The organism is Larsenimonas rhizosphaerae (genome assembly GCF_026240105.1).
In the GTDB taxonomy this organism is placed as follows: domain Bacteria; phylum Pseudomonadota; class Gammaproteobacteria; order Pseudomonadales; family Halomonadaceae; genus Larsenimonas; species Larsenimonas rhizosphaerae.
Window position 1 is genome coordinate 150,449 of the sequence record NZ_JAPIVE010000004.1, and the last position, 16,888, is coordinate 167,336.

The 16,888-nt window shown below is 61.9% G+C and carries 16 protein-coding genes; 9 read left to right on the plus strand and 7 right to left on the minus strand.

Features of this window, described 5'->3' with window-relative positions; genetic code table 11:
- Positions 1-63: 63 nt before the first annotated feature.
- The gene (locus OQ287_RS13375) at positions 64-1,014 is read left to right on the plus strand and encodes a 2-hydroxyacid dehydrogenase (RefSeq protein WP_265896767.1); all 951 of its coding nucleotides are present in this window, start codon (positions 64-66) and stop codon (positions 1,012-1,014) included.
- Positions 1,015-1,198: 184 nt separating this feature from the next.
- On the opposite strand, the gene OQ287_RS13380 is transcribed toward OQ287_RS13375, so the two are convergent.
- Both OQ287_RS13380 and OQ287_RS13385 read right to left on the minus strand, forming a co-directional pair.
- A complete protein-coding gene (locus OQ287_RS13380) occupies positions 1,199-2,101 on the minus strand; it encodes a Brp/Blh family beta-carotene 15,15'-dioxygenase (RefSeq protein ID WP_265896768.1) in 903 nt (300 codons plus the stop codon).
- A 51-nt stretch (positions 2,102-2,152) separates the two neighbouring features.
- Entirely contained in the window at positions 2,153-2,824 is a 672-nt protein-coding gene (locus OQ287_RS13385) for a bacteriorhodopsin (RefSeq protein WP_265896769.1), read from the minus strand.
- Positions 2,825-3,115: 291 nt separating this feature from the next.
- Between OQ287_RS13385 and OQ287_RS13390 the strand changes: the two genes are divergently transcribed.
- The 4 genes from OQ287_RS13390 to OQ287_RS13405 are packed head-to-tail and all read left to right on the plus strand — an operon-like array spanning position 3,116 to position 7,831.
- Positions 3,116-4,648, plus strand: a complete 1,533-nt coding sequence (locus OQ287_RS13390; RefSeq protein ID WP_250938415.1) for an ABC transporter substrate-binding protein — start codon at positions 3,116-3,118, stop codon at positions 4,646-4,648.
- Positions 4,649-4,650: 2 nt separating this feature from the next.
- Positions 4,651-5,595: an ABC transporter permease gene (locus OQ287_RS13395; protein ID WP_265896770.1), complete on the plus strand. Its 945-nt coding sequence runs from the start codon at positions 4,651-4,653 to the stop codon at positions 5,593-5,595.
- Positions 5,592-6,425 carry an ABC transporter permease gene (locus tag OQ287_RS13400; RefSeq protein WP_265896771.1) on the plus strand — a complete coding sequence of 278 codons (834 nt, stop codon included), beginning with the start codon at positions 5,592-5,594 and terminating at the stop codon, positions 6,423-6,425. Before OQ287_RS13395 ends, OQ287_RS13400 begins: the two co-directional genes overlap by 4 nt.
- Positions 6,422-7,831, plus strand: coding sequence for an ABC transporter ATP-binding protein (locus OQ287_RS13405; RefSeq protein ID WP_265896772.1), 1,410 nt, complete (start codon positions 6,422-6,424; stop codon positions 7,829-7,831). The genes OQ287_RS13400 and OQ287_RS13405 overlap by 4 nt, the downstream gene beginning before the upstream one ends.
- Positions 7,832-7,864: 33 nt before the next feature.
- Here the strand turns inward: OQ287_RS13405 and OQ287_RS13410 are convergent, their stop codons facing one another.
- The 4 genes from OQ287_RS13410 to OQ287_RS13425 form a co-directional block, all read right to left on the minus strand.
- Entirely contained in the window at positions 7,865-8,776 is a 912-nt protein-coding gene (locus OQ287_RS13410; RefSeq protein ID WP_250938405.1) for a DMT family transporter, read from the minus strand.
- Positions 8,777-8,824: 48 nt separating this feature from the next.
- The gene (gloA, locus tag OQ287_RS13415) at positions 8,825-9,361 is read right to left on the minus strand and encodes a lactoylglutathione lyase (protein WP_250938402.1); all 537 of its coding nucleotides are present in this window, start codon (positions 9,359-9,361) and stop codon (positions 8,825-8,827) included.
- Between the two features lie 57 nt (positions 9,362-9,418).
- Positions 9,419-10,813 carry a DNA (cytosine-5-)-methyltransferase gene (gene dcm, locus OQ287_RS13420; protein WP_265896773.1) on the minus strand — a complete coding sequence of 465 codons (1,395 nt, stop codon included), beginning with the start codon at positions 10,811-10,813 and terminating at the stop codon, positions 9,419-9,421.
- An 81-nt stretch (positions 10,814-10,894) separates the two neighbouring features.
- Positions 10,895-11,506, minus strand: a complete 612-nt coding sequence (locus OQ287_RS13425; protein ID WP_265896775.1) for a TetR/AcrR family transcriptional regulator — start codon at positions 11,504-11,506, stop codon at positions 10,895-10,897.
- A gap of 81 nt (positions 11,507-11,587) precedes the next feature.
- Between OQ287_RS13425 and OQ287_RS13430 the strand changes: the two genes are divergently transcribed.
- The 4 genes from OQ287_RS13430 to OQ287_RS13445 all read left to right on the plus strand — a co-directional run bounded on the left by OQ287_RS13430 (position 11,588) and on the right by OQ287_RS13445 (position 16,012).
- A complete protein-coding gene (locus OQ287_RS13430) occupies positions 11,588-12,157 on the plus strand; it encodes a hydrolase (protein WP_250938397.1) in 570 nt (189 codons plus the stop codon).
- A 3-nt stretch (positions 12,158-12,160) separates the two neighbouring features.
- Entirely contained in the window at positions 12,161-13,246 is a 1,086-nt protein-coding gene (locus tag OQ287_RS13435) for an AbrB family transcriptional regulator (protein WP_265896776.1), read from the plus strand.
- Between the two features lie 98 nt (positions 13,247-13,344).
- A complete protein-coding gene (locus tag OQ287_RS13440) occupies positions 13,345-14,934 on the plus strand; it encodes an L-lactate permease (RefSeq protein ID WP_265896777.1) in 1,590 nt (529 codons plus the stop codon).
- Positions 14,935-15,034: 100 nt separating this feature from the next.
- Positions 15,035-16,012: a DMT family transporter gene (locus OQ287_RS13445; protein ID WP_265896778.1), complete on the plus strand. Its 978-nt coding sequence runs from the start codon at positions 15,035-15,037 to the stop codon at positions 16,010-16,012.
- A gap of 17 nt (positions 16,013-16,029) precedes the next feature.
- Here the strand turns inward: OQ287_RS13445 and OQ287_RS13450 are convergent, their stop codons facing one another.
- Positions 16,030-16,884, minus strand: a complete 855-nt coding sequence (locus OQ287_RS13450; protein WP_250938388.1) for an ABC transporter permease — start codon at positions 16,882-16,884, stop codon at positions 16,030-16,032.
- Between the last annotated feature and the right edge of the window lie 4 nt (positions 16,885-16,888).

A 16,888-nucleotide genomic window follows, 5' to 3' on the forward strand; every position in this document is an offset into this window, starting at 1 on the left:
TATAGTAGAAGCCTGGCGCCACTTGCCCACCCTTGATCACGCGGTACCGATAACGAGGACATCATGCCCATCCATATGCTGGTTGTTACCCCGCTGTCCCGGCATCATCGCCAACAGCTCGCCGATGCCGATATCATCCTGCACCTCGCCCGCACGAACGAGGACCGGGAGACGCTGATCGCCACGCAGGGCGAGCATATTACAGCCGTGCTGACGATTGGCACGATCGGCTTCACCGCCGAGGAAATGGACCGTTTACCCCATTTGACACTGATCTGCGCGCAGGGGGTGGGGTTTGAAAACATTGATGTTGAGGCGGCGCGCGCCCGCCATATTGCCGTCACCCATGGCCCGGGGACCAATGCAGGCACCGTGGCGGATCACACATTCGGGCTGATGCTGGCCAGTCTTCGCCGGATAGTGCAAAGCGACAGGGCCGTCCGCGAAGGACGCTGGGACGAGGTCAGGCGAAGCCTGCCGGCCCTGCATGACAAGACCCTGGGGATTCTGGGCATGGGCAACGTCGGCCAGGCCATTGCCCACCGGGCCTGGCACGGGTTTGACATGCCGGTGCGCTATTACAGCCGGCACGCCCGCACCGACCTGCCCTACACCCACGACAGCGACCCCCTGGCACTGGCACAGGGGGTCGATATCCTGGTGGCCGCCCTGCCCGGCGGATCAGCCACGCGACACATGGTCAACCGCGAGATGATGGACGCCCTCGGCCCCAAAGGGCTACTGATCAACATCGGCCGCGGCAGCGTGGTTGATACAGCGGCGCTGATCGATGCCCTGCATCACAACACGCTCGGGCAGGCGGCGCTGGATGTGCTGGAAGATGAACCGGAAGTACCCGCAGAGCTTTCAGCACTGACAGAGCAAGTGATCCTCACCCCGCATACCGCCGGCCTCTCGCCCAGTGCCATCGACGCCACCATCGCGCTGGTCATTGAAAATGTCAGCGCCATCCGCCGCGGTGACGCGCCGGTTACGCCCGTGCCTCTTGTATGAATCGGAGTCACTACCCACTCTTTCCACGGAATGGATGACGACTGTGCAACGGTAAATATTGATCAGTTCAGAAGGTCAGGCAGTGCCGCGGCCTGGCACTTGGCCTCGACGCCGGGACCAGGTGCAGATCGGTCAGCGATCACGGTTTTCCAGCGCTTTCTGACGCCTGTGTACCGGGTGACGCTCAGCGCGGTTCCGGCACACCGATACGGTGGTCCAGCCACTCAACGATGATATGAGGCACGGTCAGGCAGGCAAGGCCGATGAACGTCATCTTCAACAGTGGCGAGGCCACACTGTAGTGCGCCATGATGGCGTAGCCGATACTGGCGGCAATCCAGGTCACGATCACGACCGGGCCAGCCATCCACAAGGCCTGACGGGCAGAGCGAATCCCCAGCTCCCGACGAATTTCGCGCAGGTGAATCGGGCTGTGGCACGCACAGAAGTAGCAGGCAAAGTACAGTAACGGGTTGAACAGCCAGCCCGCCCCCAGCAGTAACACCAGGCTTGCCAGTACAGCGCGCTGCTTCAGCAGTCGGGGCAGGGCCATAAGCATGATTGCCAGTGCACCCCAGAAGACCCACGGCGCCACCTGCAGAAAGGGCGCGGGGTCGTCGATGGCCAGTGCCTGAATGATGCCCGACACCGCCTCGGGTCGTGCATGAAACGGGGTGGCAATGACCAGCGCCCCCCAGGCCAGCCGGGGCGCCATGGGCAATGCGCCACGCCAGTCCGTCCCGAAATGACAGGCCGAAATCAGCAGGAAAAGCCACAGCCCGAGGGCGGGCGCTGCAATCCAGCCGGCCATCAGCGTCATGGACAGGCTGATATACAACAGCAGAAACAGCAGTAATGCCGGCAGGGGACGGCGGCAGTACTGCTTCAGCAGGCCGCCACGCAGGATGCGCTGGCCCAGCAGGTGATCAAAGGCCCCGTGAGGCAAGCCGAGCACCGCGACACCGACAACCAGCACCGTCATGCCCATACCGGACGAGGCGCCGGTCAGGTGAGTGGCAAGCAGGAGAGCAGCCCCCAGCGCAAACCGGTAAAAGGTACGCCTGGCATCCATGTCACTGGCGTTCATGACCTGTCTCCATAACAGGAGGGGCGGCCATCAGCCGCCCCGGACCAGCCACTACGCCTGCTTGCGTGCAGCGCCCAGTGCCACGAATCCGAACCCGACCTTCGCGGTCACGTCCAGCACCAGGTAGAGCCAGCTCTCGACAGCCGTGGAGATAACGTTGAACCCGGATGACCCGATCAGCCACACGATCGGATAGCAGATCCAGAGTACGGTCAGCATGGTCGCCAGCGTCTTGAAGGCACCAGGATTGGGGCCATTGACCGCTTCTGCAGCCAGGGGCTTCCAGATCAGTCCCAGCACGACGAAAAACGCCACCATGCTGATGACCCACCAGTAATAGTTGTACGGCGCGGTGGACAGGTTGCCGACCAGCCCCGTGATGATCATGTACACATCAGCGGCAATCAGTGCACACACCAGGGTTCTGAGGCGCGACAAGGCATCGGTCGCCATCATGGCCAGACTGACCAGCAGGATCGGCGTCGTGATGACCCAGTCGGTATAGCGCGCAAAAAAGACGTCCCGTCCATTGTAGGCAATGTCGCCCTGGCCGAGTGCCATCGCGAAATAGTTGGCAAACGCCACAAACACAATGGTCATTGCTGCCACACCATGGTGTTTCTGTTTTGGCGATAGCCCCCGACTCATCTGCCAGAATGCCAGGCCACCGGCCAGCATCGCGATCCAGCCGATGATGAAGGAAAATTGTACTGATGAGGACATGTCTGCACTCCTTTGCCTATGCTCTCAAGTCATTGGTTGAACCTGGCAACCCGCTGCCAGCGCGCCTCTTCCTTTCATGGAACTTAACGCAAGGGCAAGCCTAGTACAGTCATTTCATGTTCTGCCAGAAATCGCTAAAAAAGATTTTTCTTCTCCCTGTCATGGCCTGGAGCGCGCGAAGCGTCGGCACATTCCCCTTTACTTAATTTCCACTTAACAGCCTGAACCCCATATCTCCAGCCAGTGAAAGTTATGTTATAAAATAACAAAATCAACATTTAAGGATGCCTCATGCACCGCCCGCCTCCCCTGTCTCTGCTGTGCCGACTGCTACTGGTCCCCCTCCTGCTTGCCGCCCTTCCAGCCAGTGCCGACGATGACCGGCTGGACGTGGTCGCGCCCTGGGAAATCAACAGCCTTGACCCGGTTCAGTCCGGCCTCATTCTGGGGCGAATGCAGGTGGCTGAAACCCTGATCGACAGTGATGATACCGGTGCGCTCGTGCCAGGCCTTGCGACCCGGTGGCAAAGCCCGGATGCCACTCACTGGCACCTGACCCTGCGGCAGGGAGTGCATTTTCATGACGGCACACCCATGACTCCGAAAAGCGTCGCAGCCTCGCTCGAACGAACCCTGGACCGCCCGGGTGTTCTGGCTCAGGCCGATATCCTGGAGGTCACTCCGACCGACCAGGGCGTGGATCTGGTACTGGCACAGCCCTTTGCCGCACTGCCGGCCCTGTTAAGCCATTATTCCACCCAGATCCTGGCGCCGGCTGCCTATGATAATGACGGCCAGGTGACCCGCATCATCGCCACCGGGCCCTATCAGGTCACTCAACTGGCACTGCCCCAACGACTGGACAGCACCCGCTTCGAAGCGTACTGGGGCAAGGCACCCGCCATTGCCACCACCCGCTACCTGGCCGCACCTCGCAGCGAAACACGCACGCTGATGGCGCAAAGTGGTGATGCCGATCTGGTGTTCACCCTCGATCCGGTCAGCCTGGCACGGCTTCGCATGACACCCGGCCTTGCCCTTTTTGCCGAGCCGATTCCCCGGACGGTGGCTCTGAAACTCAATGCGACTCATCCGGGGCTTGATACACCGGCCTTGCGCCACGCCATCAGTCTGGGCATTGACCGTGACGGCATTGCGCAAGGGATTCTGCGCCGCAGTGACGCCGCAGCACATCAGTTGCTTCCCCCCAGCATGGCACGCTGGCACCTGTCAGACCGCGCTCCGGAAGCCCGCAACCTCGACAGGGCCCGTCAGCTACTGGCCTCTGAGGGCTGGACCCCCGGTCCGGACGGTATCCTTTCCCGAAACGGCACGCGTCTGGCCCTTACCCTGACCACCTTTGCCGACCGCCCTGAACTGCCCGTCATTGCCACGGCCCTGCAGGCGCAGCTCCGAGAGCTGGGCATGGATGTTCAGGTCAATGTCGGCAATGCCAGCGAAATTCCCGCCAGCCATCAGGACGGCTCGCTGAACATGGCACTTCTGGGACGCAATTACGGCCTGGTGCCGGACCCACTGCCGACCCTGATGCAGGATTTCGGTCCGACAGGCGGTGACTGGGGGGCAATGAACTGGTCCAGCCCGGCCCTTCAGGACATCTTCACAGAGCTGACACGCCACACTGACCCGGCCCGCCGTGATGCCCTGGCACAACAGGCTGCTACCCTGCTGGCGGACGAGCGTCCGGTCATTCCGGTGGTGTCCTACATGCAGACCCTGGCAGCCAGTTCCCGGCTTGAAGGGGTGTCTCTCGACCCGTTTGAGCGCAGCTACCGGCTCGCTGACATGCGCTGGGGAGACTGATCATGCCGCCATTGGCCATGTCATTGCTCCAGCGTGTATGCCAGGCCGGTCTGGTGGCCTGGGTAGTGGGCACCCTGACCTTTGTTCTGACACGTACCCTGCCCGGGGACATGGCATACCGGATTGCCGCCGGTCGGTATGGTCATGAGCAGGTGACTGCCGCCGCCGCAGAGGCTGTTCGAGCCGAGCTGGCACTTGAAGGATCCGCCGTACAGGCTTATCTGCAGTGGTTCAGTGATCTGGCCCGCGGGGATCTTGGTCGCTCGCTGGTCAGTGGCCAGCCGGTTGCCGGTGAACTGCAGCACCTGCTGGGACATTCAGCGCAGCTTGCCGGAGTCGCCATCGTAATGGCACTGCTGATTGGCGTGCCCTTCGGGCTGGCCAGCGGCCTGTCACGCCACCGGCTGCTCGACCGTCTGGGGCTGGCTCTGGCGGTGGCGATGCGTTCACTGCCGCCCTTTGTGATCGGCCTGGGGCTGATCATGCTGTTTTCCATCACACTTGGCTGGCTGCCTGCGGCCGGATCCGGTCACCTGACGCATCTGTGGCTACCGGCCATGGCTCTGGCCCTCGGGCTGGCAGCGGTATCAAGCCGGGTAACCCACCACGCCATGGCCCGCGTCGCCGCCTCCCCCTTTTACGCCTTTGCCCGACAAAAGGGCCTCAGTGCCCGACAGGCGCTGTACCGGCACGGGCTGCGCAATGTCAGCGTGCCGGTCGTGGCCTATCTGGGCGTACAGTTGATTTACCTGATGGAAGGCGTGGTCGTCATCGAATCGCTGTTTGCCTGGCCCGGTATCGGCCATGCACTGGTACACGCCGTGGTTGCCCGCGACGTGCCGATGATTCAGGGCACGGCGCTGGTACTGGGGCTGGGCTTCGTCCTGCTCAACGCGCTGGTCGACCTGGCCTGCCGCGGCCTTGATCCCTGGAGACAGACATCATGACGACCACCGCCACACATCATCGTATTCCGCTGCTTCGGCTGCGCGTTTCCCTGCCACGCGCACGCATGGCAGGCGCACTGCTGCTGGCGCTACTGATCGCCTTTGGGTGGCTGGTGCCGCTATGGCATGACGTCTCGCCGCATCACCAGGATCTGATGCATACACTGACGCCCCCCGGGGCGGAGCACCTGCTGGGAACCGACCCGCTGGGACGCAGCATGCTGGGACGGCTGACCGAGGCGGTGCGACTATCGCTGGGGCTGGCCCTGTTGAGTGTCGCCAGTGCTGCCGTACCAGGCGTTGTATTCGGCGTTATCGCCGGATGGCGTCCGGGGCTTGTCGACCGCTCCATGGGGCTGGTCGCTGACGTGGTACTGGCCCTGCCCGGACTGCTGCTTGTGCTGCTGCTGGCCGCCATTGCCCCCGGCACGTTCTGGTCACTGTACGTCGGCATTGCACTGGTACTGTGGGTGGAATACTTCCGTGTGGTACGCACGGCCACCCGCACCCTGATCAGCGCCCCTCAGGTACAGTGCGCCAGAATGCTGGGCTTTGGTCCCGGCTATATCTTCAGGCGTCACCTGTGGCCGGAACTGGCACCCCAGGTGACCACGCTGGCGGCCTTCGGAGCCTCCACCGCCGTCCTCGCCGTCTCCTCGCTCGGGTTTGTCAGCATCGGTCTGCGCCCCCCGACCGCGGAGCTCGGCCTCATGATGACCGAACTGTTCCCGTTCTATCAGGAAGCGCCCTGGCTGCTGGCCCAGCCGGTCATCATGCTCTTTCTGATGGTGCTGAGCTTTCAATTACTGGCTGGAAGAGAACCGCAATGACCCCATTAATGGAGGTTCGAAACCTGTGCGTGGAGACCACGCAGCCCCCGATACACACCCTGCTCCACCCGGTCTCGTTTACGCTGCACGCCGGACGTCCACTGACCCTGCTGGGCGAAACCGGCTCGGGCAAGAGCCTGCTGGCCCAGGCCGTCATGGGAACCCTTCCGCCCGGTCTGCGCGCCAGGGGCGATGTCATGGTCGAGGGCCGCAACTTTCTGGCCCTCCCCGCGCGAGCACGAGCAAAGTGGTGGGGGCGCCATTTCGCGCTGCTGCCCCAGGAACCCTGGCACGCACTGGATCCCACCATGCGAATCGGAGCACAGATCGAGGAAGGCCACCGCCTGGTCGCCGGGCGGTCAAGGTCGGCGGCACAGCATGCGACGGATCAGTCCCTGATGCGGCTGGGGCTGGCAGACTGTCGCCGGCATCTGCCCCAGGCCCTGTCCGGTGGCATGGCACAGCGTGCGGCATTTGCTGCGGCCCGCACCACCGAAGCGCCCATCGTGATTGCCGATGAGCCCACCAAGGGATTGGACAGCACCCGCCGGGACGAGGTGGTCACGCTGCTCAGGGAAGCCCTGAACGAGCGCAGCAGCCTGCTCGCCATTACCCACGACATCGATGTTGCCCGTCAGCTGGGGGGGGACATCATGGTCGTACGCGACGGTATATGCCTTGAACAGGGCGAGGCCCGTACGGTGCTTGACGCCCCCAGAAGCGAATATGCCAAACGGCTGATTGCTGCTGACCCCAGACACTGGCCGGCACCTGCATCACCTGCCCCTGCATCCGCTCAACCGGTCATCGAAGGCCGGACGCTGCGCATGAAACGAGGGAACAGGGTGCTTTTTTCCAACCTGTCCCTCACCCTGTCCCCGGGTGAAATTGTCGGGCTGACCGGGCCAAGTGGCTGTGGAAAAAGCACGCTGGGGGATATTCTGCTGGGCATCATCACACCGGATGAGGGCCACGTGCACCGGGCCCGGGGCCATGCTCCCCTGCGCTTTCAAAAGCTCTACCAGGACCCGCCCGCGGCCTTTGCACCCCACTGGACGCTGCACACCCTGCTGGAGGACCTGTGCGCCAGGCATCGCCTCGACCGGGCGCGCATTCCCCTGCTGATGACCCGTCTGGGGCTGCACACCCGGCTGCTGCAGCGCCAGCCGGGCCAGCTTTCCGGTGGCGAGCTTCAGCGGTTTTCGATCCTGCGTGCGTTATTGCTGGAGCCGGTATTTCTGTTCGCCGATGAGCCCACCTCACGGCTGGACCCGATCACTCAGCAGGACACCCTGGCCCTGCTGACCGATGTAGCGCGAGAACACGACTGCGCCGTTTTACTGGTCAGTCATGATCCCGCGTTGATTACGGCAAGCTGTGACCGCCAGGTGGTGCTGAGTGGCTGATGCACCCTGCACTTCAGAGTACGGCCCCGATACTCAGGCCCGGCGCGCCAGTGTCCGTCGGGGTGGACGCACCAGCGCCACTCCGACGGCCGCAACAGCCATGCCCACCCAGGCCAGGGATGGCATGGGCTCATCGATCATCCACCAGGCCATCAGCGCGGCCACCGGGGGCACAAGGTAAAACAGCGACGACACCCGCGCGGCTTCCCCACGGCGCACCATCATCAGCAACAGCGACACGGCAACCAATGAACTGCCCAGTACCAGATAGGCCAGCGCCCCGAGCGACACGGCATTGGCCTCAAACTCGAGATGGCCAAAGGCCAGAGCCAGCGGCAATGCGGTAATCAGGCCTACCCCGTACTGGATGGTATTGGACACCACCGGGTGCTGAGCCACGCCAAACCGCTTTTCATAAAGGGTTGCACCGCTCATGCCGGCCAGCGCGCCAACCGCACACAGGATGGCCCACAGGCTGCTTGATGACAGATCATTTTTGGACCAGATAACGATCACGGCTCCTGCCAGCCCCAGTACCAGACCACACCAGGAGCGTGCGCCCTGGTGCTCACCCACCAGCCACGGCGAGGCAACCGCCACCACCACCGGCTGCAGACATACCACCAGTGCGACGGTACCGGCAGAAGCTCCCAGCCCGAACGCGGTATAGCACAGCCCGAAATAGACCGTCTGGATCAGCACCCCGACCACCGCCTGATGACCCCATTGGGCCCGCGTTGTCGGCCAGGCCGGTGACATGAACAGCAACAGCGGCAGCAGTACCGCCAGCACCAGCGCATAACGCAACACCAGAAGCAGCATCGGGTCGACATAGGCAATGGCCAGCTTCGACACCGGAAAGGCCAGTGACCACAACACCAGAAACAGGCCGGGAGCCAGCAACAGCAATAGCCCGGAGGCTTCGCCACCACGGGGTGAAGACATTCGATACTCCTTTCAGGGGCGATCCAGGATCATGTTCCGTCAGTGCGGTCACGCCTGTCCGAGGTGGCTCAGCCGCGCCGGTTCGACCACTTCGATCCAGTACCCGTCAGGGTCCTTGACGAAGGCAACGTCCTTCATTCTGCCGTCATTCGGACGCTTGACGAAGTCCACCGAATTGGCATCAAACCAGGCCACGGCACGATCCAGGTCAGGCACCGACATGCAAAGATGGCCAAATCCCTGCGGGGCATCGTTGCCGTTGTGGTAGTGAAGCTCCGGGTCGTTTTCGCTGCCCCAGTTGTGAGTCAGTTCCAGCAGACCGGTCTGCGAGAACGTCCAGGTTGTGCGTGCCGCAGCGTCATCGGGAACCTGGCTGTCTTCTGCCAGATGGCCCAGAAAGTACAGCGTGAACTGCAGTTCGGGAAAATCGAGCTGGCGCAGCAGACGCATGCCAAACACCGTGGAATAAAAGGCCAGCGACGTTTCAGGGTGCTTGACCCGCAGCATGGAATGATTGAGGCGGAACCCTTCAGTGGCAGAAGGGGCCTGCGCGGCAACGCCAGGCGCCATTTCGGTAAAGGACATCGTTACTCTCCTGGTAAGGGCCACGCCGGACGGGCCGGCGCAGCGGATCACATCGGGTTAAAAGGACAGCTCAAACTGCTGAACCCGCTCGGCACGTTCAACCGCCTGCATGATGCGTGGATGCATCAGCGTGGCCACGGCTTCAAACACCGGCACCACCACGGAATTGCCAAACTGCCGATATGCCTGGGTATCAGAAACCGGAATGACAAAATCACCTTCACCGGGCCGGTCAAAGCCCATCAGCCGGGCACATTCCCGGGGTGTCAGTCGGCGCGGCCGGTGTGCCTGATTGTGCGCGCTGTAAAAATCATCCTGTGGATCAAAGCCCCGGTCGACCAGAATCTCCGAGCCATCCTTGTGGTAGCGCGCCGACAGGGTGCGTGCGGTATCGGTCGGGCCGGTCAGCCCAAAACCGAATCCATTGCCCTTCTCGCGATGCTTGCGCGCGTACTCGAACAGGTATTCCCACAGTTTGGGGCTCAGGATATAGCGCTCATCCACGGGGTTATCCAGCATGTCACCGAACGTGGGCCGCTGCGCCGGGTACAGGTGTTCAAGCGCGCGCAGGGTAAAGCCCTCATGCACGTCCAGATCACGGCGAAAGCCTACCAGCACGATGCGCTCACGGTGCTGCGGCACAAAGTGGCGGGCATCAACCACCTTCGGATCCCGCCCTCCGGGAGCCTCGACATCAGCCACCTCATACCCCAGCTCATCCAGCGCGTCGCAGATCACGCGAAAGGTCTTGCCCCGGTCATGACTCTTGAGGTTCTTGACGTTCTCCAGCAAAAAGGCCGCCGGGCGCTTGGCCGCCAGAATCCGGGCCACATCGAAAAAGAGGGTTCCCTGGGCATCACATTCGAACCCGTGCTTGCGCCCCATCGAGTTTTTCTTCGAGACACCGGCCAGCGAAAACGGCTGACAGGGAAACCCTGCCAGCAGAACGTCATGGTCCGGCACCTGGGCATCGATATGGCGATAGGCAGAGGCTTCATCCACATCAGGACGATGGCTCAGGGTCAGGTCGCGGATGTCTTCATTGAAGATGTGACGCGCCGGATCGCAGTAATAGTTGGCGCGGTAGGTACGTCCCGAGTACTTGTTCCACTCGGAGGTCATGACGCACTCGCCACCCAGTGCATCAAAGCCGCGGCGCAGGCCACCGATACCGGCAAACAGGTCAATGAAGCGAAAGGCCGGAGGCGCCTGCCGGACAGGGGGTGGGGGCAGCAGTGAACACATGGCCCGGTGGGCGGCCAGCGTCAGCCGTGGTGCGCCTTTCCCCTTGACCCAGCGATTGATGGTCTCGCGGCACCAGTTACCGGGTTCGGCGTCACTGAGCACCCGAGCCAATTGACCCTGGCCATGAATGGCCAGCACGCGTTCGAGCAGCTCGCGCTCGTCAAGGTCATCGTAAGGGGAAGCTGATGCGGCGTACCGGGAGGTCATGGCATATCTCGCTGGGTAAATTCTGTGACCAAAGACCACATGATATCCCCACCAGGAACACCATGCGACCGGAACCTGGCCTCAGTGACACTGTGCGCCGAGCCAGCCTTCTACCATGGCATGCCAGTTGGCCCGCGCCCTGACCGGATCGGCCTCCTCGCCCATATGGACCATGGCCTTCATGGCATTGACCACGACCACGGCGGCCACCTCGATCTCGTCATCGCTCAATTCGGGCGCGCGGGCCCGCAGGGCACGAGCCGTACCGGTTCTGAGGCTGCGCCTGAGCGTCTTCCGGCAGTCCGGTGGAACGGTATGCGCCTCCAGCAGCGTCATTGCACAGCGCCGTTCGACTTCAAGTGACATCAACACATTGAGCAAAAGGCTGGTGAACTCGCCAAGCGTTACCTCGGTGGCACTGTCACAAATGGCGTCCAGCCGGGCCGATAGATGAGCGTCATAGCGGGCCAGCAGGGCCTGCGCCAGAGCAGTCTTGGTCGGGAAAAACTGATAAAGCGAGCCGATCGGGGCGCTGGCCGTGGCGGCGATTTCGGTCATGGTCGCAGCATCAAATCCCTTGTCGGCAAAGGTAGTGACCGCCGCATTCAACAGATCCTCGACACGTCGTCGCCCACGGGAGCGTTTGGGTGCCCGGGCGGTCGCGCTGGTTGCATTTGACTTTTGTGAGGGCATCTTCATAAAATGTTTTTGTGAGGTTATCCTCATGTATATCACGCCCACCTGATACCGTCGACCACCAGCAAGGACCAGCACATGATGACCCTTGATCCCGCAACGACTGCGCTTATTCTGATTGACCTGCAGCATGGCATCGTCAATCTGCCACTGGCTCCCCGCAGTGGTGCCGAGGTGGTCGAGGCCTCACGACCGGTCGCAGATCGCTTTCGTGAGGCTGGTGCCTGCATAACCTGGGTACGCGTAGGCTGGAACGAGACGTTTTCCAATGCCCCGAGCAATAATGTCGATACACCGGCCGAGCGCCCCCAGGGCGGCTTGCCTGACGACTGGTCCACACTGATGGAGGGCCTTGAACAGCCCGGCGACCTCACGATCCTCAAGCATCAATGGGGAGCCTTTCACGGCACGGCCCTGGATACCGAGCTTCGTCGGCGCGGCATCAAAACGCTGGTATTCGGGGGCATTGCCACCAACATGGGCGTTGAATCAAGTGTCCGTGCCGCCTGGGAGCACGGTTACGACGTTGTGGTACTGGATGATCTGACCACCACCTTCTCGGAGGACATGCAGGCGTTTGCCATTCAGACGATCCTGCCCAGGCTGGCGCGCATTACGTCCACCGATCAGCTTTGCCTTGAGCACTAGGCCGTGAGCGCCCTCCTTCACCTGCGTCTGGCTTCCCTGCCGGTCCCCCTTCAGTGGGTCCTGCTCGTGGTGCTGTCCGGCATCATTGCCTGGGGGCTTGAACTGGTGAAGCTGCCGGCGGCCCTGCTGCTGGGACCGATGGTCATGGGCATCGTCTTCAGCCTGCGTGGCAGCACGCTGGGGATCGGACGGCCGTTCTTCTTCGCCGCCCAGACCATCATCGGCTGCATGATTGGTTCCAGCATGAACATTGATGTGCTGGATACCTTTGCAACTCAGTGGTGGCTGTTTCTGCTGGTGACCCTGCTGGTCATCGGCACTACCAGCCTTCTAGGCTGGTTCATGGCCAAATGGCAGGTACTGCCTGGTACCACGGCGATATGGGGAACCTCCGCGGGGGGAGCGTCGGTCATGATGCTGCTGGCCGAGTCTCAGGGCGCCGACATGCGTCTTGTCGCCTTCATGCAGTACCTGCGGGTTTTGTTTGTCGCCGTAACGGCCTCGATCATTGCGCGATTTCTGCTGCCGGCACAGGCACCCGATGCGGACACCTCGATTGACTGGTTTCCAGCACTGGACGCCGTGGATTTCACCCAGACGCTGCTGATTGCCGCGATAGCTGGTTACATCGGGCTCAAGCTGAAACTGCCGGCCGGCCAGCTTCTGCTGCCGATGATTGTCACATCGGCCCTGTCGATGGGCGACACGGTGACGCTGCAGTTGCCGGAATGGCTGCTGGCCATCAGCTATGCGCTGGTGGGCTGGCGCATCGGGCTGGGCTTTACCTCGACCATCTTTCGCCATGCCCTGCGGGCGCTGCCACAGATCATGGCCTCCATTGTGGTGCTGATCGGGCTGTGCGGGCTGATTGCGGTACTGCTGGTCGTGCTGCTCGATATCGATCCATTGACCGCCTACATGGCGACAAGCCCGGGCGGGCTGGACTCCATTGCCATCATTGCCGCCTCCAGTAACGTGGATATCGGCTTTATCATGACCTTTCAAACCGTGCGTTTTGCGATGGTACTGATGATCGGTCCGATACTGGCCAGGGCACTGGCCAAACGGCTAGCGGCCCGTACCGGCTGATCACCGCCGGGTGCGACACCAGGGCGCGGCCTGCACACACGTACGAAAACACCGGGTTTGTATACTGAAGGCATCCCTCGCCGACAGGATCCGCACCCATGATGCACCTCATTGCTGCCTATCTCCCACTGGTGGTGCTTATAGGCCTGATGGGCAAAAAAAACAGCATGGCGTCCAGCCGCGCTCTGCCCCTGTGTGCCGTCATGGCCTGGTGGCTGTCACTGACCGTATTTGACCAGAACCTGCGTGAGCTGAACGCGACCGTCGCAAGCGGGATGCTGCTTGCCCTGACACCGCTGTCTATCATTGCCGGTGCCATCTTCCTGTTTCGGACCATGGACGTCACCGGTGCGCTGGACACCATTCGCACCTGGCTCAACCAGATCAGCCATAATCCAATAGCGCAGCTGATGATCGTGGGATGGGCCTTTGCCTTTCTGGTGGAGGGTGCGAGCGGCTTTGGCACGCCAGCAGCCATCGCGGCTCCGGTGCTCTACGGCCTGGGCTTTCCCGCGCTGAGAGTGGCCGTCTTCTGCCTGATCATGAATACGATTCCGGTCACCTTCGGCGCGGTGGGCACGCCGATCTGGTTCGGCTTTTCCGTTCTTGAGCTCACCCCGCAGGCCCTGCATGCCATTGCCTGGAAAGCGGCACTGGTCAACACGCTGGCTGCTCCGTTCATTGTGATTGCCGGGCTGGCGCTGGTGCTGGAAGAACGCCGCGCCATTCTGTCCAACCTGGTGTTTATCCTGCTGTCCACCTTCGCCTGCACTCTGCCTTACCTGCTGTTAAGCACCATAAGCGTTGAATTCCCCGCACTGGCGGGCGGGGCCATCGGGCTGTTCATCACGCTGATGCTGGCACGGCGCGGCATTGGGCTGGCTCGGGAACACAATCGGCCATCCCCTACTGGCGCCATCGCACCACGAACACTCATCAAGGCGACCTTTCCCCTGTGGGGCACGGTACTGGTACTGATCCTGACCCGTATCCATCAGCTGGGGCTGAAGCAACTGCTACAGCGTGATCATCCGGCGCTGCATGTCAGCCTGGGGCCGCTGGGAGATCTGCACCTCAGTGCGGCGCTGGTAGTCAGCCTCGATGATATCTTCCTGACCGATGTGGCCTGGCAGCACAGTCTTCTGTACGTACCATCGCTGGTGCCGTTCATACTGATTGCCCTGTTGACCCTGATCTGGTTCCGATCCAGCGCCACACGGCAGGTCGCACGCCAGACGTTCGACAGCCTCCGGGCCCCGTTTCCTGCCCTGCTGGGGGCTCTGGTATTCGTCAATGTGATGATGCTCGGTGGAGAAGCCTCACCGGTAGCGCGCATCGGTCACCATCTGGCGGGGCTCAGCGGACAGAACTGGCCATTGCTGGCCCCCATACTGGGAGCACTGGGCTCCTTCTTTTCCGGGTCGGCAACCATTTCCAACCTGACGTTTGCCGCCATCCAATCGTCCATTGCCACACAGTCCGGTCTGGACCCCACCTCGATCCTGGCCCTTCAAGGGGTCGGGGCGGCCATGGGCAACATGGTCTGCATCAATAACATCGTGGCCGTCACATCCATTCTGGCGCTGAAACACCAGGATGGCGTGATATTAAGGAAAACCGCTCTGGTACTGATACTTTACGCCACAATTGCCGGACTGGCCGGGGCGTTACTGCTGCCGCACGTGTAGGCCCGGCAGCATTTCTGCCGGTACATCCTGCCCTTTTAGCTTGACGTCAAGATAAATAACCAATTAACTTGACGTAAAGATAAATAACCAGGACAAGACCATGCCCAGTACACGCCTTCGCGATTCAGGAACCACTGCTTCTGCATCAACTCCCCGGAAACGGCTCACTGCACTGGGCTATCTGCTCGTCGGGGGCATGCTGCTGGGACTGTCAACGAACATGGCCAAACTTGCCGGTGAGATGGCGGTATCGCCGCTGGCCTTTCTATTCTGGTCGCTGGGAGGTGCAGCACTGCTGCTGATCGCGCTGGCTGCCCTCCGCGGCTGCCTGCCGCCGATCAACGCCCACACGGTTGAGTACTATGTAGTATCGGCCCTGCTGGGCGTGGCAGGGTCCAACCTGCTGTTCTTCTCTGCCATTGCGCACCTTGGCGCGGGATTCGTGGCCCTGATGATCACCCTGCCACCACTACTGACCTACGCCGGTGCCCTGCTGTTGAAGATGGAGCGCTTCCAGGTGCTGCGCGCCGCCGGCGTGCTTTCTGCGCTGGCCGGGGCGATGACGCTTGCCATGCACAAGGTGGCCGGGCCGGAGGCTGAGATGCGCTGGATTCTACTGGCACTGCTGGGTCCGGTACTGCTTGCCATGGGCAATCTATACCGCACGCTGCGTTGGCCGGTGGGCGTGTCCGGAGAGGCGTTGGCGCCCGGCATGCTGATCGCTGCCGTCGTTCTGCTGCTTGGCTTGGGCTGGCTGCCCGGCTTCTCGCTTGGCGTGCCCATTGCCCGGCCCGAGGTGATGCTGCTGATCCTGCTTCAATCCATTATCTTTGCGGTCCAGTTCCTGCTGCTTTTTCTACTTCAGAAAGCCGGCGGCCCGGTTCTTTTGAGTCTGCTCGGCTCGGCAGGTGCCCTGTTCAGCGTACCGGTAGCTGTCCTTCTTCAGGGGGAGCGCGCACCAGAGGGACTGCTGCTCGGAGCCCTGCTGATCGGGGGCGGTATCGCCCTGCTCAATTCATGCAGGGTCACCTCCCGCCCCCGGACGCCCCCTCGGGCCAATCACACCCGCGGCAGCTAAGGCCGTCTTCACTCGCCTTATTCGGCAGGCGTCATGCCCCGCAGGCGCTCGTTACGCCTCCTGATCAGCTCAAGCGTTGCCAGCAACAGCACTGATACGGCCACCAGTAGCGTTGCCACGGCCAGAATGGTCGGGCTGATCTGCTCCCGAATGCCGGACCACATCTGAATCGGAATGGTCCGTTGCTCCGGTCCGGCAATGAACAGTACGACCACGACCTCATCAAAGGAGGTGATAAAGGCAAAGAGCGCCCCTGAAATCACCCCGGGGGCGACCAGCGGCAATACCACCTTGAAGAAGGCGCGCGTCGGGCTGGCACCGAGGCTGTTGGCGGCACGGGTCAGGGTATTATCGAATCCTGACAGGGTAGCCGTTACCGTGATGACGACAAACGGAATCCCCAGCACCGTATGAGCAAGAATGACGCCGGCAAACGTCTGACTCAGCTGCATTTTCGAGAAGAAAAAGAACATTGCCGCGGCCGAAATGATCAAAGGCACGATCATCGGCGAGATCAGCACCGCCATGAAGACGCCCTTGAATGGCATGTGCCGACTTGAGAGCCCGAGGGCAGCAAAGGTGCCCAGCACCGTGGCCAGCACCGTTGAACAGACGCCGATGATCAGGCTGTTTTTGATCGCGGACAGCCAGGCCTCGGAGGTGAAGAACTCGTGATACCAGCGCAGGGAAAAGGCATCGGGCTGCAGGTTCAGCATGCCGGGCGTAAAGGTAAAGTACGGCTCGGCATTGAACGACAGGGGAATGATGACCAACAGCGGACCGACCAGAAACAGAAAGATCAGCGCACAGATACCACGGAAGCACCAGGCCCACAGGCGCTCACCGCGTGTCGCACAGGATGGAATCGCCATGGCG